Here is a 26,733-nt window from a genome sequence, read left to right as displayed (position 1 = left end):
GTATCCCTAAAATATGATTGGTATTTCCTTTTCAGTGTACCCGATAGATAATTATCGAGCCATGAATAAAAAAGGCCACCGAAGTGACCTTTTTTAATTTCGTTAGCCTACTAGCTTACGCGCATTGCGGAACATACGCATCCAAGGGCTATCTTCTTGCCACTCATCTGGGTGCCAAGAGTTTGCTACTGCTCTGAATACACGCTCTGGATGCGGCATCATCACAGTTGCACGACCGTCTGTTGACGTCATGCCCGTAATACCAGCAGGAGAGCCATTCGGGTTAGCTGGGTACTGAGTGGTTGGATCACCGTAGTTATCAACAAACTTCACAGCAACTGAACCTGAATTCAGTGCCGTTTGTACCGCCGCTTCGCTTGCAAACTCAGCATGACCTTCACCATGTGATACCGCGATTGGCATACGCGAGCCAGCCATACCATCAAAGAAGATTGACGGGCTTTGCTGTACTTCAACTAAGCTGAAACGCGCTTCAAAACGCTCTGACTTGTTGGTGACAAAACGTGGCCAGTTTTCCGTGCCAGGGATTAGCTCTTTCAATGTAGAAAGCATCTGACAGCCATTACACACACCTAAGCTGAAAGTATCTTGGCGTTGGAAAAAGCCTTGGAATTGCTCGCGTGCTGAGTCATGGAATAGAATTGATTTAGCCCAGCCTTCACCAGCACCTAAAACGTCACCGTATGAGAAGCCACCACATGCCACTAGGCCTTTGAATTGCTCTAGCGTTAAGCGACCTTCAAGGATATCGCTCATGTGTACGTCGATTGCCGCAAAGCCAGCACGATTAAATGCAGCCGCCATTTCGATATGTGAGTTAACGCCTTGCTCACGCAAGATGGCAACTTGAGGCTTTACCCCTTTTGCAATGTAAGGCGCTGCGATATCTTCGTTTAGGTCAAAGCTTAGTTTAACGTTAAGGCCCGGATCTTTGTCATCGAACTTAGCGTCAAACTCTTGCTTCGCGCAATCTGGGTTATCACGTAGTGCTTGCATCTGGTAAGTTGTCTCAGCCCAGATAGTGCGAAGCTCTGTGCGAGTATTTTCAAGTACTGCCTGACCGCCACGAGTAAAGATAACCTTGTCTTCACCGTTTAGCGTACCGATGCGATGTGCAATATCGGCAATACCGTGCTCGGCAAATACTGCTTCAACCGCGGCGATATCGTCATTGCGAACTTGTAATACTGCGCCAAGCTCTTCATTAAATAACACTTCTAAGTCTGTACCTTGCAGCGCATCTAATTCAATGCTAACACCTGTGTGGCCTGCAAACGCCATTTCCGCAGCAGTGGTGAATAGACCACCGTCAGAGCGGTCGTGGTAAGCGATAAGCTTGCCTGACTCAACTAATGCTTGTACCGCATTGTAGAAGCCTTTTAACAGCTCTGGGCTGTCAACATCAGGTGTCTTGTCGCCAAGTTGCTTGTACACTTGCGCTAAGCTTGACGCACCAAGACGGTTTTGACCAGCACCTAAGTCAAGTAGGAATAGGCTGGTTTCACCCTTATCAGTACGAAGCTCAGGCGTGACTGTTTTGCGAATATCCTCAACACGACCAAATGCAGTGATGATAAGTGATAATGGCGCAGTCACTGACTTTTCTTCGCCATTCTCATCCCACTGAGTCTTCATCGACATTGAATCTTTACCAACTGGGATTGTAAGGCCTAATGCAGGACATAATTCTTCACCAACCGCTTTAACCGCTTCGTAAAGACCCGCATCTTCGCCTGGATGACCCGCAGCCGCCATCCAGTTTGCCGAAAGCTTAATGTTGTTTAGGCTACCGATATTAGCACCAGCGATATTGGTTAACGCTTCTGCTACTGCTAGACGCGCTGATGCACCATAGTTAAGTAGTGCTGCAGGGGTGCGTTCACCCATCGACATCGCTTCACCGTGGTAAGTATCGTAAGTTGCCGCCGTTACCGCACAGTTAGCGACAGGTACCTGCCAAGGGCCAACCATTTGGTCACGTGCAACCAGACCCGTTACGGTTCTGTCACCAATCGTGATAAGGAATGTTTTCTCAGCAATCGTTGGTAGGCGAAGCAAACGCTTAGCAGCATCTTCAAGCTCAATACCCGCAGTATCTAATGCTGTACCCACTACACGCTTTGACTCAACGTCACGATGCATTTTTGGTGGCTTGCCAAGTAATACGTCTAGTGGCAGGTCCACAGGATTATTATCAAAGTGGCTATCAGCGACTGTTAGGTGACGCTCTTCTGTCGCTTCACCAATTACCGCATATTGTGCGCGCTCACGCTTACAAATTGCTTCAAAGCGAGCAAAGTCTTCAGCTGCAACTGCCAATACATAACGCTCTTGCGACTCGTTACACCAGATTTCGTGTGGTGCCATGCCTGGTTCATCGTTCGGGATGTTACGTAGCTGGAACTTACCACCACGGCCGCCGTCGTCGACAAGCTCAGGAAATGCATTTGATAAACCACCCGCGCCCACATCGTGAATAAACGCAATTGGGTTATCATCACCAAGCTGCCAACATTTGTCGATCACTTCCTGACAACGGCGTTCCATCTCAGGATTTTCACGCTGAACAGAAGCAAAGTCTAAATCTTCGTTTGATTGGCCAGATGCCATTGATGAAGCAGCCCCACCGCCAAGACCGATGTTCATTGCGGGACCACCAAGTGCGATTAGCTTAGCACCTACAGGGATTGAGCCTTTTTGCACGTGATCTTCACGGATGTTACCTAAACCACCAGCGATCATGATTGGCTTGTGGTAACCACGTACTTCCGCGCCATTATGGCTTTCTACTTTTTCTTCGTAAGTACGGAAGTAACCCAATAGGTTTGGACGACCAAATTCGTTGTTAAATGCAGCGCCACCAAGTGGGCCATCAAGCATGATGTCTAATGCATTAACAATGCGTCCTGGTTTACCAAAGTTAGTTTCCCAAGGTTGCTCAAAACCCGGAATACGAAGGTTAGAAACCGTAAAGCCAACTAAACCTGCTTTTGGCTTAGAACCACGACCGGTTGCACCTTCATCGCGGATCTCACCACCAGAACCTGTTGATGCGCCAGAAAATGGGGCAATCGCCGTTGGGTGGTTGTGCGTTTCCACTTTCATCAGAATGTGGATATCTTCCTCGTGGTAAGCATATTCGCCGTCTGTATTTGGGAAGAAACGACCCGCTTTAGAGCCAACCATTACCGCAGCGTTATCTTTATACGCCGACAATACGTTGTCGCTATTGGTTTCGTAGGTGTTTTTAATCATTTTAAACAGCGACTTAGGCTGTTCTACACCATCGATAGTCCAATCAGCATTGAAAATTTTGTGACGACAGTGCTCAGAGTTTGCTTGAGCGAACATGAACAGTTCGATGTCATTAGGGTTACGGCCAAGCTTTTCAAAGCTTTCTACCAAGTAGTCAATTTCGTCATCAGCAAGTGCAAAGCCTTGCTCAACGTTCGCAACCGCGAGTGCTTCACGGCCGCCGCCAAGAATATCCACCGAAGACATTGGGCGAGGCGTTTCCGTGCGGAATAATTTAGCTGCATCATCAAGCTCTGCATGAACAGATTCGGTCATGCGGTCATGAAGTAATTGTGCAACTTCGTCGAACTGAGCTTGTGTTAGTTCACCCTCAACATAATAAGCAATACCACGCTCAACACGGTGTACTTGCGTAAGACCACAGTTGTTTGCAATATCTGTCGCTTTAGAAGCCCAAGGAGAGATAGTTCCGATCCTTGGTGTTACCAAGATCAGTTTGCCCTCTGGCGTGTGCTCCGTAATAGTCGGTCCATACTTTAACAGGCTGTTTAGCTTAGTTAACTCAGCCTCTGAAAGCTCAGCCGTTAAATCAGCAAAATGCATGAACTCGGCATAAACATTGGTAACTGGTAATTGAGCTGCAGCGCAGGTTTTAAGGATCTTTTGGACTTTGAAATCTGAAAGTGCAGGTGCACCACGTAGGATTAACATAGGTATTTTCATCCGGGGTTAAGGATTGAACGATATCTTTGGGCGCTCATTATAGTGGAAATAGCGCGCGGAATTAACACTAATTTGTCAAAACTAGAAAATATCATGCAAATCTATCATTACCTTAAGTTAATTCGGCTTTTGCAATTATGATTTTGCTGCGGTAAGTTGGGATTTCGAGCGCAAAAGAGAACCTAGGCCATGTTTAAATACATCTTTATGTGCTTTGTTGTCATCTGTTTAGTTGGGTGCGACAAAGCCCCTCTTAATCAGTTGCAACATGTAAAACAAAATAAGGTATTACGTGTTGGCACGCTCGCGGGCCCGGGAAACTACTACCAAGGCACCACTGGAGAACAAGGGTTCGAATATGAACTGGCGAGTGAATTTGCCAATGAGCTTGGTGTTGAATTACACATTGTTCCTTACTTTAACTTAGATGAGTTATTTGCAAGGCTAGATGCCGGAGACTTAGATATCGTCGCCTCCGCGGTGAGCTTTCACCCATCAAGAACAGTACAATATCGTTTTGGCCCAACGTATAGAATGATCAGTCAAAAACTCGTGTACAAACAAGGGAGAGAGTGGCCAAGAGACTTTGATGATATTAAAGCGCCAATTACCGTACTTGCACACAGCAATCATGTTATTGCGCTTGAAGAGGCGAAAACAAGCCACCCTCATTTGAGTTGGGAGGTTGTTTCAGATAAAGGTGAGGAAGAGCTGCTTCAGGCCATCATTGATGGAGAGATTGACTACACCATTACAGACTCACATTCACTGGCCCTATTTAGACGCTACCACCCGACCGTCAGTATTGCGTTTTCAGTTACAAAAGATGAACATGTGGCGTGGATGATGCGTAATGAAAAAGACGATTCGTTATATGCGTTGCTGCCTGCATTTTTCGCTCGAGTACAACAAAATAACTTTTTGGCCACGCTCGAAGAGAAGTATTTTGGTCATATCGAAGAGTTTAACTATGTAAACACCTTAGCCTTTGTCGAAGCTGTACATAGTACTTTACCAAACTATCTCAAATGGTTTAAAAGTTATTCGAAACAGCACAATATCGATTGGCGTTTGCTGGCTGCAGTCAGCTATCAAGAATCAATGTGGGATCCCAGAGCTAAGTCTCCTACTGGGGTTCGTGGCATCATGATGCTAACACAACCCACGGCTAAAAAAGTTGGCGTGACAAACCGCCTCAATGCGCAGCAAAATATTGAAGGTGGTGCCAAATATCTACGTATTTTATTCGACCGTATGCCTGAAGAAATACAGCAGCCCGATAGTACTTGGCTTGCCCTTGCTTCTTACAATGTGGGCTGGGGACATGTGCGAGATGCACGTAACATTACTGCGGATCAAGGAGGCGATCCGAATAACTGGGCAGACGTTAAAAAACGACTACCACTACTTACTAAAAAGCGCTACTATCGAAATACAAGATATGGATATGCTCGTGGTGATGTCGCGGTAACGTATGTAGATAATATTCGCCGCTATTATGATGCACTTGTGTGGTTGGAAGACAACGGTGCACTCCTACCTGACAGCAGTAAAGCCTCTTCGCAAACGACTCCGGTTGATAATCCAGACAAAGCCAGTGAAGTCGAGAAGCAACAGTAATTTATATTTACTAAACTGGCTTGATAAATGCTTCAAAAGGTCATAAATCTGTCATAGGCATAGCGTATTTATACTAAATTAATATTTGGGGGCGTTACCCCCACCTAATCTCTCACATTCGGAGGTTCTATGTTGAGAAGACGTCGGAATCATCAATTTAAACGTAACACCAAATACACGTCGCCAAATCGCCGTCGTGTCATGATGAAAAATGCACATCGTAAAATGCTCTTGCGCCATCGTATTTTTGCGCTAATTCAAATGGAAGAGCAAAGGGACGCGAAAACAGCCACTGCGGTAGTACAGCCCTAAGTACTACCGTTTTTCAACTTTTTTGCTGCTTTAATCTCTTGGCGTCTGCGCTTAAAAAATGCAGACAGCTTTTCGCCACATACTTCACTCAATACGCCCGATGTAACTTCTAGTTGGTGGTTGAGCTTTTCATGCTGTAACAAGTTCATTATCGAACCAGCCGCGCCCGTTTTTGCATCCGAGGCACCAAACACCACTCGGCTCAAGCGGCTATGGACCAGTAAACCAGCACACATAGGACATGGCTCAAGCGTCACATATAAAGTGCAATCAATCAGCCGATAATTTTCAACGACTTTGCCAGCTTCTCGAATAGCCATCATTTCAGCGTGAGCCGAAGGATCATGACAGGTAATTGAACGGTTCCAGCCCGCAGCTATCATTTCACCATCTTTCACTACAACAGCGCCGACAGGAATTTCGTTTTCGGCTTCAGCTTTGTCAGCAAATGCTAACGCCACTTTCATCCAATATTGATCATCTTTTACTTCTGACATGGTAATTTTATAGTCGTCCTCACCTAAAATGGAGTATATCACCTCCAGCAGAGCTCCGGTTAAGCTGCTATTCTTAAATAATCATAGTCACCAATACAGCTGTTTTTATAAGCAAACTCAGGATGTTACCAACATCTTTTTAATATTTTGCGGACATTATTGATAATTTTCGCAATTTTGCCGTGGCTCACAGGGTTGGATTTACGCTATAATTCGCCGCTTTTTTTATTTCGTAAGCTCAAAAACACACGGGTAGAATATGAAATTTCCGGGACGCCGTAGGCATAAACACTATTTTCCGGTGGAAGATAAAGATCCGCTTATTAACCAGTTACACGCTGATGATCGGCTAAAAAGGAGCTATATCTGTGGTATAGATCAAATCGTCGTTGATATCGAAGCGAAAGTGGATCAAGCTTTTCTTGATGAATTCCACTTACAGCGTGGTATGTCACAAGTGATAGACAATGATGTCACCAACGCCCTTTATGATAGGCTAAAACGTGATGACATGATCGACTATGAATTTGCCGGCGGTACCATAGGTAACACCATGCACAACTATTCAGTGCTAGCAGATGACCGCTCAGTTCTGCTTGGGGTGATGAGTGAAAACATAAAGATTGGCAGCTACGCCTATAAGTTTTTATGTAACACCTCAAGCCGAGTTGATCTGGACTACTTGCAGCCAGTTGATGGCCCCATTGGTCGTTGTTTTACGCTTATCGATGACAGTGGTGAGCGAACTTTTGCTATCAGCGCAGGATTAATGAACCACCTACGTCCTGAGTCTATTTGCCAAACGCTTATCGAAGAATCATCGGCGTTAGTGATCAGCGCTTATTTGATGCGCACGAGTGGCGACGAAACCATGACACAAGCAACGATGCAGGCGGTTGAGTATGCCAATAATGCTGGCATACCCGTAGTATTGACGCTTGGCACTAAGTTCTTAATTGAACAAGACCCCAAGTGGTGGGCTGATTTCGTTGCTAAACATGTTGATATCCTTGCGATGAACGAAGAAGAAGGTGAGGCGATCACAGGCTTTAGCGATCCACTTCTCGCTGCGGATAAAGCACTGGACTGGGTTGATTTGGTCATTTGTACCGCTGGCCCTAAAGGGCTGTTTATGGCGGGTTATGTTGATGACAGCTGCAAGCGTGTGACTGAATACCCCTTGCTGCCTGGTGCTATTCCTGAATTTAATCGCTACGAATTCTCACGCGCGATGAAAAAAGCCCAATGTGAACAGCCGATCAGGGCATACAGCCATACTGCTCCTTACATGGGTGGACCGGATATCATCAAGAATACGAATGGTGCCGGTGACTGTGCCCTTGCCGCTGTTCTGCATGATATTTGCGCCAATGAATATCATAAGCTAAATGTCCCAAACTCGGCGAAGCATGAACAAAGTGCTATTACCTATTCATCTTTGGCACAGATAAGCAAATATGCAAACCGTGCAAGCTATGAGGTACTCGTTCAGCATTCACCAAGGCTATCTCGAGGACTACCTGAGCGTGAAGACTCACTAGAGCAATCATACTGGGAACAATAACGGTCCTCAGCATGTTTAGGATTGGTAAAAATAGCGACTACGGTCGCTATTTTTATATCATCTAGTTTGTATATAACTTGGCATCAAAAAATAGCAGTACCAAGTTCATTGGATAGATATTCTAATGCCGCGATCCCAGCCAAAGAGTTACCAACTTTATCAAGCCCAGGCGACCAGACCGAAATTGTAAAACGATTCGGCACAATAGCGATTATTGCTCCCCCGACGCCCGACTTGCCAGGCATTCCTACTCGATAACCAAAGTCACCTGCTGCATCGTAAAGACCACTCGTAAACAACAGCGAGTTCATTTGCTTGGTTTGTTTTTTGGTTAGTATCCGCTGTTTTGATAAGTTGCAGTAACCCTGACTAGACAGATAGGAAAATGACTTCGCCAACTCAGTGGTATTCATTTCAATTGCACAAAAATTGAAATAAGACCACAACACATCCTCGACTTCATTATTAAAATTGCCAAATGACTTCATCAAATAAGCCGTCGCTGCATTTCTATACCTGTGATCATACTCAGACTGCGCCACAATCTTATTAATACACAGCTTGTCGTTACCAGACATCGCTCTGTAGCTTTCTAGCATGGTATGAATTGGAGCAGATAAACGAGAGTACAGCGCATCACAAGTTACAATGGCACCTGCATTTATAAAGGGATTTCTTGGAATACCATTTTCGAACTCAAGCTGAGTTAAGGAGTTAAAAGCAGTACCCGAAGGCTCTTTCCCTACCCGACTCCACAGCTCGTCACCATAGCGCTGCAGTGCTAGCGTCAATGTCATTACTTTGGATACTGATTGAATTGTAAATCTGGCTTCAGTATCTCCAGCACTAAATGTTTCGCCATCTACCGTGTGCAGTGAAACAGAAAATTGTTCTAACGGCTGCTCAGCTAAAGCGGGAATATAGTTAGCAACTTTGCCTTGGCGTAACAACGGTTGAACTCGCTGTGCAGCCTGCTCTAAAATTTCTTGGTAATTTGGCATATGCTCGTAATTAAGGCTAGCTAGGATGATTTGGGAAGTGTATCAAAAAAGGCCCCGTAGGGCCTGATGTTTATCTGAAACTAAGGTTATTTCAGTTCCATTTCTTGAATAATCTCGTGCGCAATAGGTGGCGTTGTACTCACCGGCTTCTGATGTTTATTGGCTTTTAACTGACCTTTTCGGTGCTTCAAAGCTGCATCAAGCTTTTTAGACGCTTTAGCAATAGCAGGATACATCACTTCGTCTTCACCTTTTACTGATATTCGGCTACCTGCGTAGTTTGTACTTATCTCCGTGTAAAATTGTTTGTGTTCTTTACTGACGATGATGTCTAGGGATAACAACGACGGAAAATGGTTAGCGATCTTGGCAAACTTTTCATGAACGTGGTTTTTAACAGCATCGGTTACATCTACGTGATGGCCAGATAAATTAATCTTCATATGCAATCCTTCTTTTGCGTTTACCCTTAACAATAGTATTGGCACGATTGCTCGATTTCTCAAGAGCCTTAGCAGAAATTTATTACAAAAATTGGAAGGAAGCTGATTCTAATCAAAAAATAAATAAGGAGAATTAGTGAGGCCTTTGATCTCAAATGTATGTTTATTAGAACTCAGGCATAAAAAAAGCCCTAGCAAGGGCTCTTTTCATATTGCGTAAACTTTACAATTAAAGGCCTGCACGCTCTTTGATGACCGCAATCAATGCTGAACCACCGTGGTTTGATTCAGCCCATGCTAAATCTTTACCATCTTCTAGCGCGCTTTTTGGAATACTTTTAATAATGTACTCGCCCGAATCGACCGCGTTGCTAGCAATAGCATGTCTAAGTAAGTTATTACCGTTGCACTGGATTGCGTCGTAAACATTACGCATTTTCAGGCGTGATGTTTTCAAAGCGTTACGAATGCGATTTTTATCGTCCGCTGCGATATATTCACATATAGAAAGCGCCAACTGATCGTTTGCACTTACTGGTTTGCTGAAAGAAAAAGCTGCAACAGCGATAGAAGCTGACAGTAGCACGGTAGTTAATTTCATTACACAGACCCTTTAATACTTTATTCGTAGCATATAACTGGCTATATTTTAGCAACCTAAACAATTGTTAGCAAGAAACTCATAGTTTTTTGTTCAGAGTTACGAATTTATAACTATGGTTATTTCTTTCATCAGGTTCGTTACACTCAGTTTCAAGCACTTCCCACTCAGCAACTTGCTCGTAGTCCGGAAATTGAGTATCTCCTTCAACTTCTAAATCGATGAAGGTCAAATAGAGCCGCTGAGCATAAGGCAGAAATATGTCATATATATGACCACCACCAATTATCATAATTTCGTCACAATCCCTAACAGCACTAAGTGCGGCTTCAGGTGAAGCAAGGACTTCAATACCTTCTTGAGTATAGCCAAGATTTCTGGATATCACTATGTTTCTACGACCAGGAAGAGGCCTACCAATAGACTCAAATGTCTTTCGGCCCATAATCACAGGTTTACCTAGCGTAACCTTTTTGAAATGTTGAAGATCTGCAGGCAAGTGCCACGGCATATCGTTATCTTTTCCGATAATACGGTTATTTGCCATCGCAGCTATCATTGAAATTACCACAACGCACCTTTATAGTATTTTAGTATTAGTTTATACACACAATTAGCATGCAAGATGTTTGATTAACCTGAACTCGGGATAAGAAGTAAGTTAATCCACTAAAATCACTAAGCTCAAAAGCGTAGTATCACTCTAGCCAGAAGTTATTTCTTAATACAAGGCAAATTTGTGCGTCAATAGCTGGCCTATTGCAAACAAATTTAACGCAGTAGTAAGAGATAACAGCTGCTAGAGAACAAGTTGTTATCCCGAGTTCAGGTTGATTAGTATATCATCTTCAATACAATTGCGGCGAGAATACTGAGTTGAAGTAATATACCGTTCAAATAGGCATAAAAAAGGCCCATTTAATGGGCCTCTTAGAATAAATTCAATGTAACTTAACGCTCGTAAATAACTTCAACATCATAGTCGTCGTCATCCCAATCATCCCAGTCATCATCGTCGCTCTTATCATTTTTAGTTGCATGTCTGTGGTATGTGTCCCACTTAAATTCAACTTCTTCTTGCTGCTCTTCTTCGAATTTATCTTTTGGCATGCTTTCAAGAAGGTTCATGATATCAAAGCATAAAGGTTGCGTATTTAACTTGTTTGCAGCAGAGATCATATAAAAGTTTTCTGCGTCTAGCTCTTCAGCAATACGAGCGCATACTTCTTCTCTTTCTTCTTCAAGCAATAAATCCACTTTATTTAGCACTAACCAACGAGGCTTTTCCGCTAATTTAGGGCTGTACTGATGCAGTTCGTTAATAATAGCGAAGCCATTCTCAACAGGATCACTACCGTCAACCGGCATCACATCAATAATGTGCAATAACACTCGACAGCGCTCTAAGTGCTTTAAGAAACGAATGCCAAGACCTGCGCCGTCCGCTGCACCTTCAATTAAGCCTGGGATATCAGCAATTACAAATGACTTGCTCGCTTCAGGTCTTACAACACCTAAATTAGGCACTAGCGTGGTAAATGGATAGTCAGCGACCTTTGGTTTAGCGGCAGATACACTGCGGATAAACGTAGATTTACCGGCATTTGGCAAACCTAACAAACCAACGTCTGCAAGCAGCATTAATTCTAAGCGAAGGTTACGAACTTCACCTTGAGTACCCAGCGTTTTCTGTCTTGGTGCGCGATTAGTACTTGACTTAAAACGCGTATTACCAAGACCATGATACCCACCTTTCGCTACGATCAGCTTTTGTCCGTTTTTGGTCAAATCGCCTAAACACTCTTCAGTATCGACATCTGTAACTCTTGTACCAACTGGTACCTTAAGTACTAAGTCCTGACCTTTTTTACCGGTACAATTACGGCCTTGACCATTGGTACCACGCTCAGCCCTGTGAAAGCGTTCAAACTGATAGTCGATAAGCGTATTTAAATTTTCATCAGCCTGCAGGAATACACTACCGCCATCGCCACCATCACCACCGTCTGGGCCACCATCTGGCACAAACTTTTCGCGGCGGAATGAAACGACACCACTGCCCCCATCTCCGGCTTCCGCTCTAATCTCTACTTCATCGACAAACTTCATGGTTTAAACTCTTTAACTCTGTCTGAATTCACTACACCATTATAGCAGCAGCGACAAATCGCTCCTAATACCAATTGTATTAATACGCCTTGATATAGCTAATTTGGTAATTGATGTGCTGAAAACAAAAAACCCCGCCTAAGCGGGGTTTTTTAGTATTTAATACCGATTACTCAGCAACGATGCTAACGTATTTACGGTTTAAAGGACCTTTCTGCTCAAAAACAACTTTACCGTCTGCTTTTGCGAAGATTGTGTGGTCTTTACCGATACCTGCGTTAGAACCAGCGTGGAACTTAGTACCACGTTGACGAACGATGATGCTACCCGCTAGAACTGATTCGCCACCAAAACGTTTAACACCTAAGCGTTTACTTTCTGAATCGCGACCGTTACGAGTACTACCAGCTGCCTTCTTATGTGCCATCTTTCTGTACCTCTAAAAATTAAGCGCTAATGCCAGTGATTTTAACTTCAGTGAACCACTGACGGTGGCCCATCTGCTTACGAGAATGCTTACGACGTCTAAATTTAACAATCTTAATCTTCTCGCCACGACCGTGAGATACAACTTCAGCTGTAATTTTACCACCGTTAACAAACGGTGCACCGATCTCGATCTTTTCACCATCAGCAATTAGAAGTACTGAATCAAATTCAACTGCTGCACCAGTTTCAACGTTTAGCTTTTCTAAACGAATTGTTTGACCTTCAGTCACACGGTGCTGTTTACCACCACTTTGGAAAACCGCGTACATAATTAACTCCGTCTGTGCGCCCTCAAATCGACGCAACTTAATATTCTTCAATAGGGCGCGAAGTTTACGCTAATGCGTATCTTGGCGCAAGAGTAAATTTGAAGAAAGTGAATAAAATTTAGCTCGTATGAGGGCAATCAAATATTTACCCCTATTCTAGTCAAAAAAATGTCAAAGCCAAGCTCTTTTTTCTCTCAATTCATCAGACAAAAGGCGAATCCATAGTTTACCTAATACAGTACCAAATGAGATTTCACTGTACCTATTTCACCCATTACGCGACCATCAAAAGCACAAAAAGTAAGCATAAAAACGTTTTTTTATAAGCAACTACGACAATTTATCGAGTCGATGATTTTTTTGTAGTACAATCGCCGAGTTTATTCATTTTCGGTTAATAGATTGGCTCGGAGCGCAATGGATATAAAAACTATCCAAAATTTGGTTGAGCAAGATATGCTTGACGTCAACCAACTTATACATCAACAAATGCAATCTGATGTTGCACTTGTAAAACAGCTAGGTTTATACATTGTAAATAGCGGAGGAAAACGCATCCGCCCAATGTTAGCCCTTTTGGCTGCACGAGCATTAGGTTACGAAGGTGATAAACACATCACACTAGCGACAATTGTAGAGTTTATTCACACAGCAACCTTACTCCACGATGACGTGGTTGATGAGTCATTACTGCGCCGTGGAGAACCGACTGCAAATGCTGAATTTGGAAATGCGGCAAGCGTATTAGTCGGTGACTTTATCTACACTCGTTCATTCCAGTTGATGGTTGGTCTTGGTAATATGGAAGTCATGCAGATCCTAGCGGATGCAACCAATATTATCGCTGAGGGCGAAGTGTTACAGCTAATGAACTGTAATGACCCAGATACAACTGAAAAGAGTTATATGCAGGTTATCTACAGCAAAACGGCAAAGCTTTTTGAAGCTGCAACTTTACTACCCGCTGTAGTGCTTGAGCAATCAGACGAAATTAAAACTGCGCTTAAGCTTTACGGTATGCATTTAGGCACAGCCTTCCAACTTGTAGACGATATTCTTGACTACAGTGCTAACGCAGAATTGCTGGGTAAGAATATTGGTGATGATCTCGCCGAGGGTAAACCTACGCTTCCGCTTATTTATGCAATGCAGCATGCAACTGCTCAGCAAACAGCTCAGATCAGAACAGCAATAGAAAGTGGTAATGGGCTTGATTATCTTGAAGATATTTTAGCAACACTAGCCGAAACCAAAGCACTTGACTTCACGATGGCTAAAGCCCAAGAAGAAGCCCAAAAAGCGATTGCACAATTGAGCGTTTTACCTGACTCTGTGCACAAAGAAGCACTGATAGGACTTGCTAAACTTTCTGTGGATAGAGAGTATTAATCGTCCCCTAGCCAGTTTATAAGCTATAAAAAGGTCGCTGATGCGACCTTTATTTTTCTGGTGGCCTGTAGCCTTCAATTTCGACTTCTTTATCTTCAAACAAAAAGCCGACCATCTGCTCTTCAAGCATTTGCCTGTGCTCAGGATCCATCATATTAAGATGCTTTTCGTTGATTAGCATAGTTTGCTTATGCTGCCATTGCTGCCAAGCTTCTTTGGAGATGTTATTAAATATACGTTCACCAACTTCTCCTGGATACAGTTGAAAATCCAGTCCAGGCGCTTCCTTTTGTAACTTTTGACAAAATACCGTACGTGCCATGAGTATCTACCTCTTCAATTTTAATCGTGCACTCAATGAGAGTCAGCACCAGTGATAGCGTCAGTTTACCCTATTGCGGTTAATACTTTAACCAACTTTTTAGTCGGCGCAGCGAGCCCAACCTCTGGCGGGTTATGAGTATCGAACCACAGCAATTGCTGATCATGCACACAATCTGGCATACTTTTTACTTCTACAACCACGGGGGTAATAGTTAACTCAAAATGCGTAAAAATATGCACAAAGGGTTCAAGTGTATTTGTACATTCAAGTTTAAGTTCTTGCTGCTTAATAAACGCGTCTAACTCATCTTGCTCTGCAAACTCAAAAAAGCCGAATAACCCCCCCCATATTCCACTCGAAGGGCGCTTCTCCATCAAAACTTTATCACCACATTTAATTATTAAGTGGTGAGTACGCTTTTTTGGTTTCTCTTTTTTGGGTTTAGGGTTTGGAAACTCTTTAACCCGATTATTTTTGAACGCCGAACATTCCTCAACAAGTGGGCAAACATCACAGTTTGGTTTACTTCTGGTACATACGCCTGAACCTAAATCCATCATAGCCTGATTAAACGCTCTTACATCACCGCTTGGCGTGACGGCATCACTCAAAGACCATAACTGATTTTCGACCTTTTTTACTCCGTACCAGCCCTCAACCATATAAAACCGAGCTAGGACTCGCTTAACATTACCATCGAGTATTGGATGATGCTGACCAAGCGCAAGAGAGAGTATCGCACCTGCGGTAGAGCGACCAATGCCCGGTAAGTCCATCACCGCTTCTAATGTTTGTGGGAATTCACCCTTATAGCTATCTCTGATCACTTTTGCAGCTTTATGAAGGTTTCTTGCTCTGGCGTAATAACCAAGCCCAGTCCAATGGTGTAACACTTCATCTTCCGGTGCATCCGCCAATGCAATTACTGTTGGGAAGCGCGCCATAAAGCGCTCAAAATAAGGAATAACTGTGGTTACTTGAGTCTGCTGTAACATCACCTCTGAAATCCATACTTTATACGGTGTTTTTCCGAGTTGCCACGGCAGTGTTTTTCTACCATGAAGGTGATACCAAGACACAACTTGCTCACCAAACCACTTAGCTTGTTGCTGGCTAACTTTCATAAACTTGACTAGTACTTGCTACAAAAGCCGCCAGTGTAATCACAATTGCTTTAATAGTCACCACGTAAAATTTCACTCTATGCTTGTTTATTGCCAACTGAATGACGATAATGTGCGACCATTTTCACGAGCATAGAAATGACCATGAACGAATCAAGCAAAAGTGCGCTCGAACAGGCGCAGGAAGAAGGCAAGTACATCAGAAAAGTGCGTAGCTTTGTTAAGCGTGAAGGACGTCTTACTAAAGGCCAAGCAGCATCGCTAGAAAAATGCTGGCCAACAATGGGACTGGAGCACCAACAAGGTTTGCTAGACTTTACAGAAGTATTTGGTAACAGCAATGAAGTCGTTCTTGAGATTGGATTTGGGATGGGCAAGTCTCTCGTTGAGATGGCAAAAAATAACCCACAACAAAACTTTATTGGCATAGAAGTACACCGTCCAGGTGTAGGCGCTTGCTTGATGGATGCAGATGAACAAGGCATCACTAACTTACGTGTTTTTGAACACGATGCAGTTGAAATTTTAGCGGATTGTATCGCTGATGGCAGCCTTGCTAAATTACAGCTATTCTTCCCTGATCCATGGCATAAAAAGCGTCACCACAAACGTCGCATTGTACAACTTGAATTTGCTGAGAAAATACGCCAAAAGCTTAAAGTAGGTGGCGTGTTCCATATGGCAACTGACTGGGAAAACTATGCCGAGCATATGCTTGAAGTGATGAGTGCAGCACCTGGTTATAAAAACCAGTCGCAAAGCAATGATTATGTTCCTCGTCCAGACTTTAGACCGCTTACTAAGTTTGAGCAACGAGGCCATCGTTTAGGACATGGCGTTTGGGATTTAATGTTCGAGCGTATTAGCTAAACAACCCCTCTTTATAATGGAGCGGCTCAACAGGCTGCTTCATCGCCCAGCTATTTGAGTACATTCACTAGGAGCTAGCGTTGCAGTTTACCAACCCGAGTTTATTATTACTTCGTAATGAAGAAGAGCTTATTGCCAACAATATTCTGGTTATTAACCATCAGCGCGATGGCTTCCTACGTGAATTAAAAGCGCTCAATCCAAGTTCGGCAATTCATGCGTTTAGTTTCGATTTTGCAGACCACCTTCACGCCGATAAAATCGCCAACGTTAAGAGCTATGTAGACCATCAACTACCGCAGTTGCAAGATATTGATTTAGTTATTTATTATTACCCTAAATCAAAACCTGAAGCGCAAATGGTATTTGATAATATTCGTCACTTGAGCACGGCTGAAACTAGGTTACTCGTTGTTGGCGAAAACAAAAGTGGGGTGAAAAGTGCAGAAAAGCAACTTAAAGAGCACGCTGCACACTGTTATAAATTAGAAAGCGCAAAACACTGCATTTTATATGAGTTTGATCAGCTTACTGCCAACCCAAACTTTGATTTAAGCCATTATGTACAGACATTTTCAGTGCGTATCGCCAAGACAGAGTTTACTGCCGCAAGTTTGCCGGGTGTATTTAATCATGGGAAGCTCGACGCTGGTACTCAACTATTACTAGAAAATGTCACCCTTCCCTATAAAGGTAAAGTGTTAGATTTTGGCTGTGGTGCTGGACTTATAGCCTGCTACGCCTTATTGAACAGCCCAACTCTTAAGTTTACCTGTTTGGATGTCAATGCGCTTGCGCTGTTTGCCACGCAGCAGACTTTAGCTTTAAACAACCTCAGTGCAACTTTGCTACTTAGTGACGGTTTAAGTGAATTGAATGGTAAATTCAACCTTATTTTAAGCAATCCACCATTTCATACAGGCCTTTCAACAGACTATGATATCGCTGAGCAATTTCTACATAACATCAAGCGTCATATGGATACCAAGTCTAATATTCAGCTAGTTGCAAATAGCTTCTTAAAATACCCTCCTATTTTAGAAGCTCAGTTTGAACAGTTTGAAGTTGTCACTAAAAACACTAAATTCGCCATCTATAAAGCGCAGTAGTTTACTAACTCTAAGGTTTACTTGCTTATATCAAGTAAACCTTAACTCAAACCTACCTTTTATCTTTTCATTTTCAAAGATTTGCTCTACTTTATTATAATGAGTTATTGGATCTCAAAAGCTCTGTAGCCGCAGCTAAGGCTGATCATACAGCTGGAATAAGAATGAGTAAGCAATTAACCAAAACAAGCATAAGAAAAGTATTGATCAGCGCAGTGATGCTTGTAACCGCGCTGTGCCTCTCTTTATCCATATCTATTTCCACTTACCTTGATGTAAAAGAGCAAAAGCAACTGATCATCAACAAAATAGAGATGATAGCCGATATCGTTGCGTTCAATTCTCAGATCACAATTTTATTCGATGATCGAAAAACCGAAGATGCACGTCTAAAGTCTTTTCAACAAGTGGATATCATCAAAAACATCCATATCTATGCCATGGATGACGTAACCAACAGCCCTGTATTTTTTACCAGTTACAACGCCAGTCGAACACCACCAGTACCGCTAAAGGTTAATCAAATTGAAGAGTTAAAAACCCCGAAGGTCTCAGAAGACTACATTGAATTGATTAAACCTGTAATTTATGAGGGGAATATTGAAGGTTATGTTTATGTCCGCGGTGGCTTAGAAAGGCTCTCAAACTATATAAATAAAAAAATCTTGGTAGATATCGCGCTCACCTTATTCGTACTCCTCCTCGTATTGCTAGTTTCAAGGGGGATCCAAAAGCGTATAGCGACGCCAATTGAAGGACTCTCAGCACTATTGCAGGACGTTTCAAAAAATCATAATTACAGTGCAAGAGCGCCTGGCAGCAATATTTCTGAACTAAACGTATTAGCAAATAACTTAAATATCATGTTAGCTCGCACCGAAAATCAACTTGAGCGTCATAAAGCGGATAAACAAGAGATAAAACAGCTCAACCAGAGCTTAGAAGAAAAAGTGAATCAACGCACAATTGCGCTGAGAGAGGCTAACCAAGAACTGCTGAACGCTTTAGAGCGTATGCATCAATACCAGAACCAAATCATCGAGAACGAGAAAATGGCTTCGCTGGGGCAAATGGTGGCAGGTGTTGCCCACGAGGTAAATACCCCTATCGGTTTGGGTATCACAGGCTCTACGTTGTTAAGAGATAAATTATCCGATATTCGCGAAGCGTTTCAAACAAAGTCTTTGACCTCCAAACAGTTAGAGCGCTTTGTTAACGATGGAATTGAAAATCTTGATCTCATCTACCGCAACCTAAACCGAGCGGCTGAGCTGGTTTCTAGCTTTAAGCGCCTTGCCGTAAGCCAGGATCTAGAAGTGAACTCACAAATAGATTTGTCAAACCTGCTTACTGAAGTCGTAGCATCTATGCGAGCTGAACTCTCCACAAAACAACCTGAAGTGACTATTGACTGTGACTCTGGACTTGCAATCGAAAGTAAAGCTGGACCACTACAACAAGTATTAGAGCAGCTTATATCCAACTCCTTACTCCATGGTTTTAAAGATCAACAAAACAATAGCATTGCAATTACTGTGAAACCATCAATGGGACAACTTGCTATTGAATACGCAGACAACGGAATGGGTGTACCCAAAGCAATTAAAAAGCGCATCTTCGATCCGTTTGTCACAACTCGTAGAGGTGAAGGAGGAAGCGGCCTAGGTATGCATTTGGTTTATAACCTAGTAACCCAAGCACTTGGAGGCTCGATCACTTTAGATGAAGAATTTAGCCAAGGTGCTAAATTTATTATAACTCTTCCTCTGTCGGGTAATCTAAAATGAGGTTGATTAATCTAGTTATTTTGCTTTTATTTGTCTCCTTAAATACAACTGCAAAATCACCAGATCAGGTTCGTTCTGCTTTTCTCTATCAGATGGCAAAATTCGTCGAGTTTCCCGACGAAAACACAAAAACCAGTATTCAATTTTGCTTCTATTCACTTGAATCAGGGCCTGCTGCTGAACTAAAAAGTGCAACAAAGCTGAATGTGCGAGGCAAACCCATTGAGCTCGTAGAAGCAAAAAAAACGTGGAGTTATAGGGAACTTTCCAGCGCTTGCGATATCACATACATTGATGAAACTAGCGAAAATGATATACTGTCCGCTTGGACCGATACAATAGAGTCAAACATGTTGACCGTGGGCGAAAGTATTGAGTTTTTAGAAAGAGGCGGGATTGCTTCTTTGGTCCAAGAAGGGAGCAAAATTCGACTGTATATAAATAAGCAAGCACTAGAAAAACAGTACTTCATCGTGCGCTCAAGGCTGCTTGCCGTATCCAAGTTTCATCCCAACTGATTTTACTTGTTAACAATTGGATAAGCTCCTATAATCGTAAATATTCGGATTTATTATATAAGTCCGGACACATTGTAAATTATATATTCCGAAAAGGTTAATTAATAATGCAAACGCCAGTCATTCTAATTGTAGAGGATGAAGACGTAACTCGACTGAACCTCGTTAGTTTATTTGAAGCGGAAGGTTACAAAGTAATCGAAGCCATTGATGGCGATGACATGCATGACAAGTTGACATCAAATGATGATGTCAACCTTGTAATCATGGATATCAACCTTCCTGGTAAAAATGGTTTAATTTTGGCGCGTGAATTACGTCAGAAGAAAAACATCGGCCTTATTTTCCTAACAGGTCGTGACAATGATGTTGACCGCATTCTTGGTCTTGAGATTGGTGCTGATGATTACATCACAAAACCATTTAACCCGCGTGAACTAACGATTCGTGCTCGCAACCTAATCTCTCGTACTGGCACGTCTGCAGAAGAGTCAACAATTGATAGCAACGGCGTTATTACTTTTAATGGTTGGGAATTAGATGAAAACAGTCGCTGTTTAACATCTCCAACAGGCGATTCAAAGCGTCTACCAAAAGGTGAATATCGTGCACTTCGTCTAATGCTAGACTCGCCGGGCCGTATTTTTAGCCGTGAGCAGCTTATCAAGCACATGACTGGTCGTGAACTTCGCGCAAATGACCGTACTGTTGACGTTACTATTCGTCGTATTCGTAAGCATTTCGAAACTGATAACAATACGCCTGAATTAATTAGTACAATTCACGGTGAAGGTTACCGTTTCATTGGTAAACTCGACGCTCAATAATCGTTTTTACTGATCTTCAGCGAGTTTTGCAATTAATGGATGAAGGGCTTCTTGCCCTTCTTCTATTTTTACCTCTAACTCAGAAACCCAATTCAATAGTGTCTCTTCCTCTTTGCCTTCTGATTCTAATTCCATTTTCTTCGCTTGTAATTGGGCAAGTTGCAGCCCTACCGAACCAGCAGCACCTTTAACTTTATGTGCAACCGCACCATATTCCTCGATATCATTTTGTGCAACAGCCTCTCTGAGCTCTTGACAGTACTTAGGACTGAGCTTAGTAAATAGGTCACAGCTTCTTTGGAATGCAGCAGCCCCCATAGACTCAACAAAGTCGCAAATGGTCTCTATATCTAAATCGGAGTACTCAGGTTGTGATAACGCTTCTCGAATATCGATACTTTGTTTGTTTTTCTGTGCCTCAATTCCAAATAACTCAGCGAGCATTTTGTCGAGCTTAGTAGTATTTATTGGTTTGGCCAAAGCTCCCTGAACATTAATCCCCTCAAGCTCTTGCTCGGCGCTTCTGACGTTTGCGGTTAAGGCAACTATTGGTAAGTGATCAAAGTGGCTGTCTTCTCTTATTTGACGCGCAACAACATCACCATTGATATCTGGTAGCTGCATATCCAGAAGAATGAGATCTAGGTCATCTTCAGTTTCAACAAACGAAAGAGCGTCCTCGCCAGTTTCAGCCCAAATAACTTCATGCCCTCGCTGTTCTAATAGATTTGTTGCAATTTCAGCGTTTAACGGCACATCCTCAACAAGTAAAATGTACAAGCTTCTACCAGCGTAACTTTGTTCTTTCGGTGCATTACATAGCTGTAACGGGATCTCAACATCAAAACGACTCCCCTTACCTTCTTGGCTAGTAACCGCTATCGTTCCTTTCATAGCCTGAACTAAAGCTTTAGTAACCGCAAGGCCAATGCCCGAGCCAATCGCATTGCTGCCCGATGCATCCGGAGCCTTGTAATACATCTCAAAGATCCGCTCAAGCTGATCTTCGGATATTCCCATACCTGTATCTATAACACTAATTGTCAGCCAAGGCCCATCATCTCGATTCTCACGGCGGCATTCCAGCGTCACATTACCCTTGTGGGTAAACTTCACTGCATTATTAATTAGATTCCAGAGTACCTGACGTAGACGTGTCGGATCGAGTAACGCATAAACGTCTAAGATTCCAGAACGATTGATAGTAAATTCTAAGCCCTTTTGATCGGCAATTAGACCTGCAAAGTTGACCACATCATTTATAAAATCAGAAACATTGATACTGTCCGTTGCTATATCTAGCTGCTCCCTATCAATTTTATCTAAATCAATGATGTCGTTAAAAATATTGCCAAGCGTCTCCGCACTTGAAAACACGGTATTACACCAGCTTTTTTGTTGCGCAGTCAGGTCGGTGTCTAACATCATGCGCGTCAGACCAACAATACCATTGAGCGGAGTTCTTAATTCATGACTTAGCGTAGCAATAAACTTACCTTTATCCTTATACGCAGTTTCTAACGCCTGCTCGGCTTCTTTACGACTAGTAATATCACGACCAAAGGCCAACAAGCCTATATATTCGCCTTTATCATTGATAAATGGCAGCTTGCGCATTTCAAACCAACGAGGTTCGCCTTCAACGGGATACTCTACGTCAAGTGTTAATGGTTGCTGTGTTTCTGATACCTGGCTATCTGTTTCAAGTACTTTTGGAAGATATTGCTCTGAATATATTTGTTCGACTGATTTACCAATTAGTTCTTCACTGCTTTTGCCCATCACTAATTCGAACATCTTGTTACAGCCTGCGAATACACCGTTTTCATCGCGGTAATAGAACAGATCAGGAGATGAATCAACAATGCTTCGCAGTAACATACCTTGCTGCGCAAGTTCTTGTTGGGTCTTTTTACGTTCTGCAATTTCTTTTCTTAATTCATCTATCGCGCGGTGTTTAGCATGCAGAGCAATTTTACGCTCGTCAATCTCACTATTTAAACGATTAATATTGTCCTTCAGCGTTTGGTTCAGCATCTTTTCTTGTTGTGTTGCCGACTCCAAATAGGCCTTGGATGAATGTACCTCCCGCATTGCCGCGACGGACATCATGATAAGAGCGGGCGCAATGACAGCGGTTAAGAAAAAGAGTGCCGATATATCGACAATTTCAACTACACCTAATGCAACATAGTAAAACATGCAAGATAGAATAACTGCAACGAAGAGCGTAAAAGCATAAGCGATGGCAAACGCCCGCTTGTTACCGTATCTTTCTACCAAGTTTGATAAAATTCGAGCCCATGAGCCAAACGAATTTTCTGTCATATTATTACTTCACCATTGTTAAACACTTGTCAGGCAAGTTTATATTCTACCGCTTGAGCCTGACTGAATTGCTTTTCAAGCCCTCAAAGTAAATATTATACAAAAGCCCTAGTAATAAGCGAGTATAGAAATTGCAGGGTCAGATCATTCACTCATTTTCATACACACTAAGCAGAACGATAGATAACAGAAATGAGACTCTGTATCACTAAATGCACAATTCATCTAATTTAGTGCGGATAGATTTAAGCGCACCATCCCAACTTAATCTGATTTCGTGTAATATGCCCGTTTTTTAAGTCGTGAGAAAAGAGAGCGTCGATGCAAAATAACATGCCAGACATTGCACACAGTGCTAGTGCGTTACAAACAGGAACTTTAGACTGGGTAGGCATGGGTAACATAGAGTTGCCTTTAGTATTAGAAAGCAAAGGCCTAAATCAAGTTACTGTTACAGCCAAAGCCGATGCATTTGTTAATTTGCAAAAAGAAGACGCAAAAGGCATTCACATGTCACGCCTCTTTCTTGCCCTTGACACGCTTTCTTGTGAGCAAGTACTTACACCTAAAACTCTAAAGCAGTTGTTAGATAACTTTTTAAGTACGCATAGCGACTTAAGTACAGGTGCAAAAGTAACCCTGCAGTTTGAACTGCCTATCAGACGCCCTTCGCTTTTAAGTAAAAAAATGGGATGGAAATCATACCCAATTACCCTTGATGCGACGTTAATAAACGGTATTTACAAGCTAGAACTGGCGCTTGACGTTGCTTACTCATCGACTTGCCCCTGTTCGGCAGCATTGTCTCGTCAACTGATCCAAAACGCTTTCCAACAAGCTTTTGATGGCAAACAATTAGATTTCCATAGTGTGCATAACTGGCTAGGTAGCACAGAAGGGATCGTTGCAACACCCCACTCTCAGCGCTCGATTGCAAATATAAAAGTTAAGCTTACGAATAATAGTACTGAATTTGAGATTTTGGATCTAATTGAGTTGGTTGAAAATGAGTTGAAAACCCCCGTTCAAGCCGCAGTAAAACGAGAAGATGAACAAGAGTTTGCGCGCCTAAATGGCCAAAACCTAATGTTTTGTGAAGATGCAGCTAGAAAGTTAAAAGCATTGCTAAACCAGCAAGCTTATTTAGATTTCTATGTGAAGATAAACCATTACGAATCTCTTCATGCTCATGATGCAGTAGCCTATGCCGTGAAAGGGGTTGAAGACGGCTACAGTGTTTAATTAATGCAATTGGTATTAGGTCCGCTCCGTTTACTACTACTATTATTAATCAGAGCTAGATAGCTCTGATTAATCTCCCCCATACACAACGAGGTAAGTGCTGTATTACTTTAAGTTATCTATTCAACGGTGGGCACTGTTTAATTTTCGAATAAACTGCTCAACAAGCACCTCTTGATTTTCTAAAGCCTGCTCTGTGTTTTTCATCGTTTCATGCGTTTTACGCGCACTTTTCATAGACTCATCCGCAAGACCCGAAATTGTCACAGCATTTGCGTTAAGCTCATTAGAAACACTCGACATCTCTTCTGTCGATGTCGCAATTTGATAGTTCAAACCTGATATTTCATTGACTATTGTGTTTATCGTTTCAAGGCTCACTTTAGTACCTTCTGCCTTTACTACACATTCAGAGGAGCGCTCTACTCCACTTTGAATGGCAGTAACCGCCCGTTCTGCTCGTTGCCTCAGATCGGCAATAATACCATTAATCTCGGCTGTCGAATCTTGTGTCCTTTGCGCAAGCGCTCTCACCTCATCTGCAACAACCGCAAATCCTCTACCTTGTTCACCTGCACGAGCAGCCTCTATAGCGGCATTTAAAGCAAGTAAGTTGGTTTGCTCGGAGATCCCACGGATCACGTCAACAACCCCTTCGATGTTAACTGTTTGCGCATTAAGATCTTCTATATCTTTTTGCGTGCGAGATAACTCTTCCGATAAGGCATAATTATTTTCCATATTGTCATCAACGGCTTTGTTGCCTTTCACAACGGATTCAAGCGCCGCTTCGGATTGCTGCGCTGCATTGTTAGTATTAGAAGCTATTTCACCAATCGACACTGACATCTGATTAATAGCTGTTGCTAAGGAGCCGGTTTGCGCTTGCTGTCGATTTAAAATATCAGAACTCGTTTTGCATTCTTGCATCGTTTTGGTTGCGTATTCAGAAACTGTGGCACTAGCATCTTTAACACGTCCAAGCACAGCCCGAAGCTCGGATTCTCTAGCAAGTAAGGCAAGCTCTATAGAAGCGACATCATTAACCTTATTAAGATACACTTTTTGCATCAGAGGGTTATCGTATACTTTTTTTGCCTTTTCGCTGAGCGACCGCACTGGAGCAAGGCGAGAATAAGTAATAAATAAAACAGCAAGAGTAAGCAGAGTTTCAGCGAGGTAATTCCAAGGTGATGATAAAGTTGAGATCAACATGGTTAGGGCATAGAAAACAATGATTATTGCCATCATTTGAGCTGACAAAGACCAAGAGGCACGAGTAAATTTACTTGGTGACACACCGTTATTTAAATCAGTGTAGATTTCCTCTGCACGGTTAACGACTTCCCGGCTCGGCTTTGTCCTCACTGATTGATATTCGACAGTCTTACCAGATGCATCTTTAATAGGAGTAACAAAAGCATTAACCCAATAGTGATCGCCATTCTTGCAGCGGTTTTTAACCATTCCCATCCAAGGTTTACCCGCTTCGATATAATCCCATAGATTCTTGAAAGCGGCTTTAGGCATTGTTGGATGCCTAACGATATTATGGGGCTTCCCCTCTAACTCACTAAGTGAAAACCCTGCAACTTCACAAAACTGCGAATTCGCATACTTTATCTGACCTTTTACGTTTGTCGTTGAAAGTAGATTGTAAGAACTTGGATAATCATTCTCTTTTCCTGTGTAATCAGCTCTACCTTTTGTCATAGCTCGCTCTCGATTAAAAAGGGCAATAGATAATAAATTATTACTTTCTTAAAAACCGTAAGAGATTTCACCGAAAGACTGATTGAGATCATAGTGAAATATAATTTGATACCAATTTACACAATTAAGTGTGCAATTTTGAAGGATCAAGTACTAAGACAAATTGGTATGAATACTTAACGAACAACAGAAAGTTAATATAAAAACTAGCAGAGTTCTGAACTTAAACAACAAAGGAAGGCGAATATGAATATTTTTATGATGAGAGTAGAATAAAAAAGTAAGTGGCGTCCCCTAGGGGATTCGAACCCCTGTTACCGCCGTGAAAGGGCGGTGTCCTAGGCCTCTAGACGAAGGGGACGCAGAAATTGTTTTGCAAATCACCGATTTGCTATTTCTGTGTTAGATGAGACCGAGCCTGCGAGGCGAATGGCCCTATCAAAAACAGAAAGTTTTCTGTGTCACTAGGACTTTATTTAGCTGTTTATTCTCTTGCTAACCGAGTTACTTACCAAAGTAAGTGGCGTCCCCTAGGGGATTCGAACCCCTGTTACCGCCGTGAAAGGGCGGTGTCCTAGGCCTCTAGACGAAGGGGAC

The 26,733-nt window shown here is 42.6% G+C and carries 23 protein-coding genes and 2 tRNA genes; 10 read left to right on the top strand and 15 right to left on the bottom strand.

Annotation, left to right across the window (positions count from 1 at the left end; genetic code table 11):
• Positions 1–102 precede the first annotated feature (102 nt).
• Positions 103–3,987, bottom strand: coding sequence for a phosphoribosylformylglycinamidine synthase (gene purL / locus EXT47_RS02110; protein ID WP_039491401.1), 3,885 nt, complete (start codon positions 3,985–3,987; stop codon positions 103–105).
• Positions 3,988–4,188: 201 nt separating this feature from the next.
• Here purL and mltF point away from each other — a divergent pair, with 201 nt between their 5' ends.
• Positions 4,189–5,619, top strand: a complete 1,431-nt coding sequence (mltF, locus tag EXT47_RS02105; protein ID WP_039491403.1) for a membrane-bound lytic murein transglycosylase MltF — start codon at positions 4,189–4,191, stop codon at positions 5,617–5,619.
• Between the two features lie 129 nt (positions 5,620–5,748).
• The gene (locus tag EXT47_RS02100; protein WP_010374594.1) at positions 5,749–5,931 is read left to right on the top strand and encodes a hypothetical protein; all 183 of its coding nucleotides are present in this window, start codon (positions 5,749–5,751) and stop codon (positions 5,929–5,931) included.
• Here the strand turns inward: EXT47_RS02100 and tadA are convergent.
• Positions 5,928–6,428 carry a tRNA adenosine(34) deaminase TadA gene (tadA, locus tag EXT47_RS02095; RefSeq protein WP_039491405.1) on the bottom strand — a complete coding sequence of 167 codons (501 nt, stop codon included), beginning with the start codon at positions 6,426–6,428 and terminating at the stop codon, positions 5,928–5,930. The two genes, EXT47_RS02100 and tadA, sit on opposite strands and share 4 nt — an antisense overlap.
• Positions 6,429–6,687: 259 nt before the next feature.
• Between tadA and EXT47_RS02090 the strand changes: the two genes are divergently transcribed.
• Positions 6,688–7,992 carry an inosine/guanosine kinase gene (locus EXT47_RS02090; RefSeq protein WP_010374590.1) on the top strand — a complete coding sequence of 435 codons (1,305 nt, stop codon included), beginning with the start codon at positions 6,688–6,690 and terminating at the stop codon, positions 7,990–7,992.
• An 83-nt stretch (positions 7,993–8,075) separates the two neighbouring features.
• On the opposite strand, the gene glsB is transcribed toward EXT47_RS02090, so the two are convergent.
• The 7 genes from glsB to rplU all read right to left on the bottom strand — a co-directional run bounded on the left by glsB (position 8,076) and on the right by rplU (position 12,904).
• Complete coding sequence (gene glsB / locus EXT47_RS02085; RefSeq protein ID WP_130125793.1) at positions 8,076–8,993, bottom strand: glutaminase B; 918 nt, start codon at positions 8,991–8,993, stop codon at positions 8,076–8,078.
• An 86-nt stretch (positions 8,994–9,079) separates the two neighbouring features.
• Entirely contained in the window at positions 9,080–9,436 is a 357-nt protein-coding gene (gene raiA, locus EXT47_RS02080) for a ribosome-associated translation inhibitor RaiA (RefSeq protein ID WP_010374586.1), read from the bottom strand.
• Positions 9,437–9,665: 229 nt separating this feature from the next.
• Positions 9,666–10,037: a DUF3718 domain-containing protein gene (locus EXT47_RS02075; RefSeq protein ID WP_010374584.1), complete on the bottom strand. Its 372-nt coding sequence runs from the start codon at positions 10,035–10,037 to the stop codon at positions 9,666–9,668.
• Between the two features lie 79 nt (positions 10,038–10,116).
• Positions 10,117–10,608, bottom strand: coding sequence for a type 3 dihydrofolate reductase (gene folA, locus EXT47_RS02070; RefSeq protein ID WP_366921432.1), 492 nt, complete (start codon positions 10,606–10,608; stop codon positions 10,117–10,119).
• Between the two features lie 380 nt (positions 10,609–10,988).
• Positions 10,989–12,146 carry an Obg family GTPase CgtA gene (gene cgtA / locus EXT47_RS02065; protein WP_010374580.1) on the bottom strand — a complete coding sequence of 386 codons (1,158 nt, stop codon included), beginning with the start codon at positions 12,144–12,146 and terminating at the stop codon, positions 10,989–10,991.
• 169 nt (positions 12,147–12,315) lie between these two features.
• Positions 12,316–12,573: a 50S ribosomal protein L27 gene (gene rpmA, locus EXT47_RS02060; protein ID WP_010374578.1), complete on the bottom strand. Its 258-nt coding sequence runs from the start codon at positions 12,571–12,573 to the stop codon at positions 12,316–12,318.
• 19 nt (positions 12,574–12,592) lie between these two features.
• Positions 12,593–12,904: a 50S ribosomal protein L21 gene (rplU, locus tag EXT47_RS02055; protein WP_010374575.1), complete on the bottom strand. Its 312-nt coding sequence runs from the start codon at positions 12,902–12,904 to the stop codon at positions 12,593–12,595.
• A 417-nt stretch (positions 12,905–13,321) separates the two neighbouring features.
• Here rplU and ispB point away from each other — a divergent pair, with 417 nt between their 5' ends.
• Positions 13,322–14,293, top strand: a complete 972-nt coding sequence (ispB, locus tag EXT47_RS02050; protein WP_039491414.1) for an octaprenyl diphosphate synthase — start codon at positions 13,322–13,324, stop codon at positions 14,291–14,293.
• Positions 14,294–14,342: 49 nt separating this feature from the next.
• Here ispB and EXT47_RS02045 read toward each other — a convergent pair whose 3' ends face one another.
• Both EXT47_RS02045 and mutY read right to left on the bottom strand, forming a co-directional pair.
• Positions 14,343–14,615 (bottom strand): oxidative damage protection protein, encoded by a 273-nt coding sequence (locus EXT47_RS02045; protein WP_010379401.1) that lies wholly within the window; start codon positions 14,613–14,615, stop codon positions 14,343–14,345.
• Positions 14,616–14,680: 65 nt separating this feature from the next.
• Positions 14,681–15,742 carry an A/G-specific adenine glycosylase gene (gene mutY / locus EXT47_RS02040; RefSeq protein WP_039491416.1) on the bottom strand — a complete coding sequence of 354 codons (1,062 nt, stop codon included), beginning with the start codon at positions 15,740–15,742 and terminating at the stop codon, positions 14,681–14,683.
• Between the two features lie 144 nt (positions 15,743–15,886).
• Here mutY and trmB point away from each other — a divergent pair, with 144 nt between their 5' ends.
• The 5 genes from trmB (at position 15,887) to arcA (ending at position 20,853) form a co-directional block, all read left to right on the top strand.
• Complete coding sequence (gene trmB, locus EXT47_RS02035) at positions 15,887–16,612, top strand: tRNA (guanosine(46)-N7)-methyltransferase TrmB (protein ID WP_017216543.1); 726 nt, start codon at positions 15,887–15,889, stop codon at positions 16,610–16,612.
• A gap of 80 nt (positions 16,613–16,692) precedes the next feature.
• A complete protein-coding gene (locus EXT47_RS02030) occupies positions 16,693–17,721 on the top strand; it encodes a methyltransferase (RefSeq protein ID WP_039491418.1) in 1,029 nt (342 codons plus the stop codon).
• A gap of 164 nt (positions 17,722–17,885) precedes the next feature.
• Positions 17,886–19,508 carry a sensor histidine kinase gene (locus EXT47_RS02025; protein WP_039491421.1) on the top strand — a complete coding sequence of 541 codons (1,623 nt, stop codon included), beginning with the start codon at positions 17,886–17,888 and terminating at the stop codon, positions 19,506–19,508.
• On the top strand, positions 19,505–20,026 hold the full coding sequence (locus tag EXT47_RS02020; protein ID WP_010379409.1) for a YfiR family protein: 522 nt from the start codon (positions 19,505–19,507) through the stop codon (positions 20,024–20,026). Before EXT47_RS02025 ends, EXT47_RS02020 begins: the two co-directional genes overlap by 4 nt.
• A 107-nt stretch (positions 20,027–20,133) precedes the next feature.
• On the top strand, positions 20,134–20,853 hold the full coding sequence (arcA, locus tag EXT47_RS02015; protein WP_010379411.1) for a two-component system response regulator ArcA: 720 nt from the start codon (positions 20,134–20,136) through the stop codon (positions 20,851–20,853).
• 6 nt (positions 20,854–20,859) lie between these two features.
• Here arcA and arcB read toward each other — a convergent pair whose 3' ends face one another.
• The gene (arcB, locus tag EXT47_RS02010; protein WP_130125792.1) at positions 20,860–23,181 is read right to left on the bottom strand and encodes an aerobic respiration two-component sensor histidine kinase ArcB; all 2,322 of its coding nucleotides are present in this window, start codon (positions 23,179–23,181) and stop codon (positions 20,860–20,862) included.
• A gap of 321 nt (positions 23,182–23,502) precedes the next feature.
• On the opposite strand from arcB, the gene folE2 reads away from it, so the two are divergent.
• Positions 23,503–24,423 carry a GTP cyclohydrolase FolE2 gene (gene folE2, locus EXT47_RS02005; RefSeq protein ID WP_039491428.1) on the top strand — a complete coding sequence of 307 codons (921 nt, stop codon included), beginning with the start codon at positions 23,503–23,505 and terminating at the stop codon, positions 24,421–24,423.
• 123 nt (positions 24,424–24,546) lie between these two features.
• Here the strand turns inward: folE2 and EXT47_RS02000 are convergent, their stop codons facing one another.
• From EXT47_RS02000 to EXT47_RS01990, 3 genes are all read right to left on the bottom strand, one after another.
• Positions 24,547–26,136, bottom strand: coding sequence for a PAS domain-containing methyl-accepting chemotaxis protein (locus EXT47_RS02000; RefSeq protein WP_069022798.1), 1,590 nt, complete (start codon positions 26,134–26,136; stop codon positions 24,547–24,549).
• Between the two features lie 285 nt (positions 26,137–26,421).
• A tRNA-Glu gene (locus tag EXT47_RS01995) sits at positions 26,422–26,497 on the bottom strand.
• 160 nt (positions 26,498–26,657) lie between these two features.
• Positions 26,658–26,733, bottom strand: a tRNA-Glu gene (locus EXT47_RS01990).

The organism is Pseudoalteromonas sp. CO342X (assembly GCF_004208915.1).
In the GTDB taxonomy this organism is placed as follows: Bacteria; Pseudomonadota; Gammaproteobacteria; order Enterobacterales; family Alteromonadaceae; genus Pseudoalteromonas; species Pseudoalteromonas maricaloris.
Note: the sequence above shows the minus strand (reverse complement) of the source record. Positions and strands in the feature narration are given on the sequence as shown.

What these genes read in the sequence shown, in the direction of transcription:
- rpmA (WP_010374578.1), bottom strand. Translation starts at nt 12,573, where the DNA reads ATGGCACATAAGAAGGCAGCTGGTAGTACTCGTAACGGTCGCGATTCA.
- EXT47_RS02000 (WP_069022798.1), bottom strand. Translation starts at nt 26,136, where the DNA reads ATGACAAAAGGTAGAGCTGATTACACAGGAAAAGAGAATGATTATCCA.
- rplU (WP_010374575.1), bottom strand. Translation starts at nt 12,904, where the DNA reads ATGTACGCGGTTTTCCAAAGTGGTGGTAAACAGCACCGTGTGACTGAA.
- raiA (WP_010374586.1), bottom strand. Translation starts at nt 9,436, where the DNA reads ATGAAGATTAATTTATCTGGCCATCACGTAGATGTAACCGATGCTGTT.
- folE2 (WP_039491428.1), top strand. Translation starts at nt 23,503, where the DNA reads ATGCAAAATAACATGCCAGACATTGCACACAGTGCTAGTGCGTTACAA.
- EXT47_RS02075 (WP_010374584.1), bottom strand. Translation starts at nt 10,037, where the DNA reads ATGAAATTAACTACCGTGCTACTGTCAGCTTCTATCGCTGTTGCAGCT.
- tadA (WP_039491405.1), bottom strand. Translation starts at nt 6,428, where the DNA reads ATGTCAGAAGTAAAAGATGATCAATATTGGATGAAAGTGGCGTTAGCA.
- EXT47_RS02045 (WP_010379401.1), bottom strand. Translation starts at nt 14,615, where the DNA reads ATGGCACGTACGGTATTTTGTCAAAAGTTACAAAAGGAAGCGCCTGGA.
- ispB (WP_039491414.1), top strand. Translation starts at nt 13,322, where the DNA reads ATGGATATAAAAACTATCCAAAATTTGGTTGAGCAAGATATGCTTGAC.
- mutY (WP_039491416.1), bottom strand. Translation starts at nt 15,742, where the DNA reads ATGAAAGTTAGCCAGCAACAAGCTAAGTGGTTTGGTGAGCAAGTTGTG.
- purL (WP_039491401.1), bottom strand. Translation starts at nt 3,987, where the DNA reads ATGTTAATCCTACGTGGTGCACCTGCACTTTCAGATTTCAAAGTCCAA.
- EXT47_RS02025 (WP_039491421.1), top strand. Translation starts at nt 17,886, where the DNA reads ATGAGTAAGCAATTAACCAAAACAAGCATAAGAAAAGTATTGATCAGC.
- mltF (WP_039491403.1), top strand. Translation starts at nt 4,189, where the DNA reads ATGTTTAAATACATCTTTATGTGCTTTGTTGTCATCTGTTTAGTTGGG.
- cgtA (WP_010374580.1), bottom strand. Translation starts at nt 12,146, where the DNA reads ATGAAGTTTGTCGATGAAGTAGAGATTAGAGCGGAAGCCGGAGATGGG.
- arcA (WP_010379411.1), top strand. Translation starts at nt 20,134, where the DNA reads ATGCAAACGCCAGTCATTCTAATTGTAGAGGATGAAGACGTAACTCGA.
- EXT47_RS02100 (WP_010374594.1), top strand. Translation starts at nt 5,749, where the DNA reads ATGTTGAGAAGACGTCGGAATCATCAATTTAAACGTAACACCAAATAC.
- arcB (WP_130125792.1), bottom strand. Translation starts at nt 23,181, where the DNA reads ATGACAGAAAATTCGTTTGGCTCATGGGCTCGAATTTTATCAAACTTG.
- EXT47_RS02090 (WP_010374590.1), top strand. Translation starts at nt 6,688, where the DNA reads ATGAAATTTCCGGGACGCCGTAGGCATAAACACTATTTTCCGGTGGAA.
- glsB (WP_130125793.1), bottom strand. Translation starts at nt 8,993, where the DNA reads ATGCCAAATTACCAAGAAATTTTAGAGCAGGCTGCACAGCGAGTTCAA.
- EXT47_RS02020 (WP_010379409.1), top strand. Translation starts at nt 19,505, where the DNA reads ATGAGGTTGATTAATCTAGTTATTTTGCTTTTATTTGTCTCCTTAAAT.
- trmB (WP_017216543.1), top strand. Translation starts at nt 15,887, where the DNA reads ATGAACGAATCAAGCAAAAGTGCGCTCGAACAGGCGCAGGAAGAAGGC.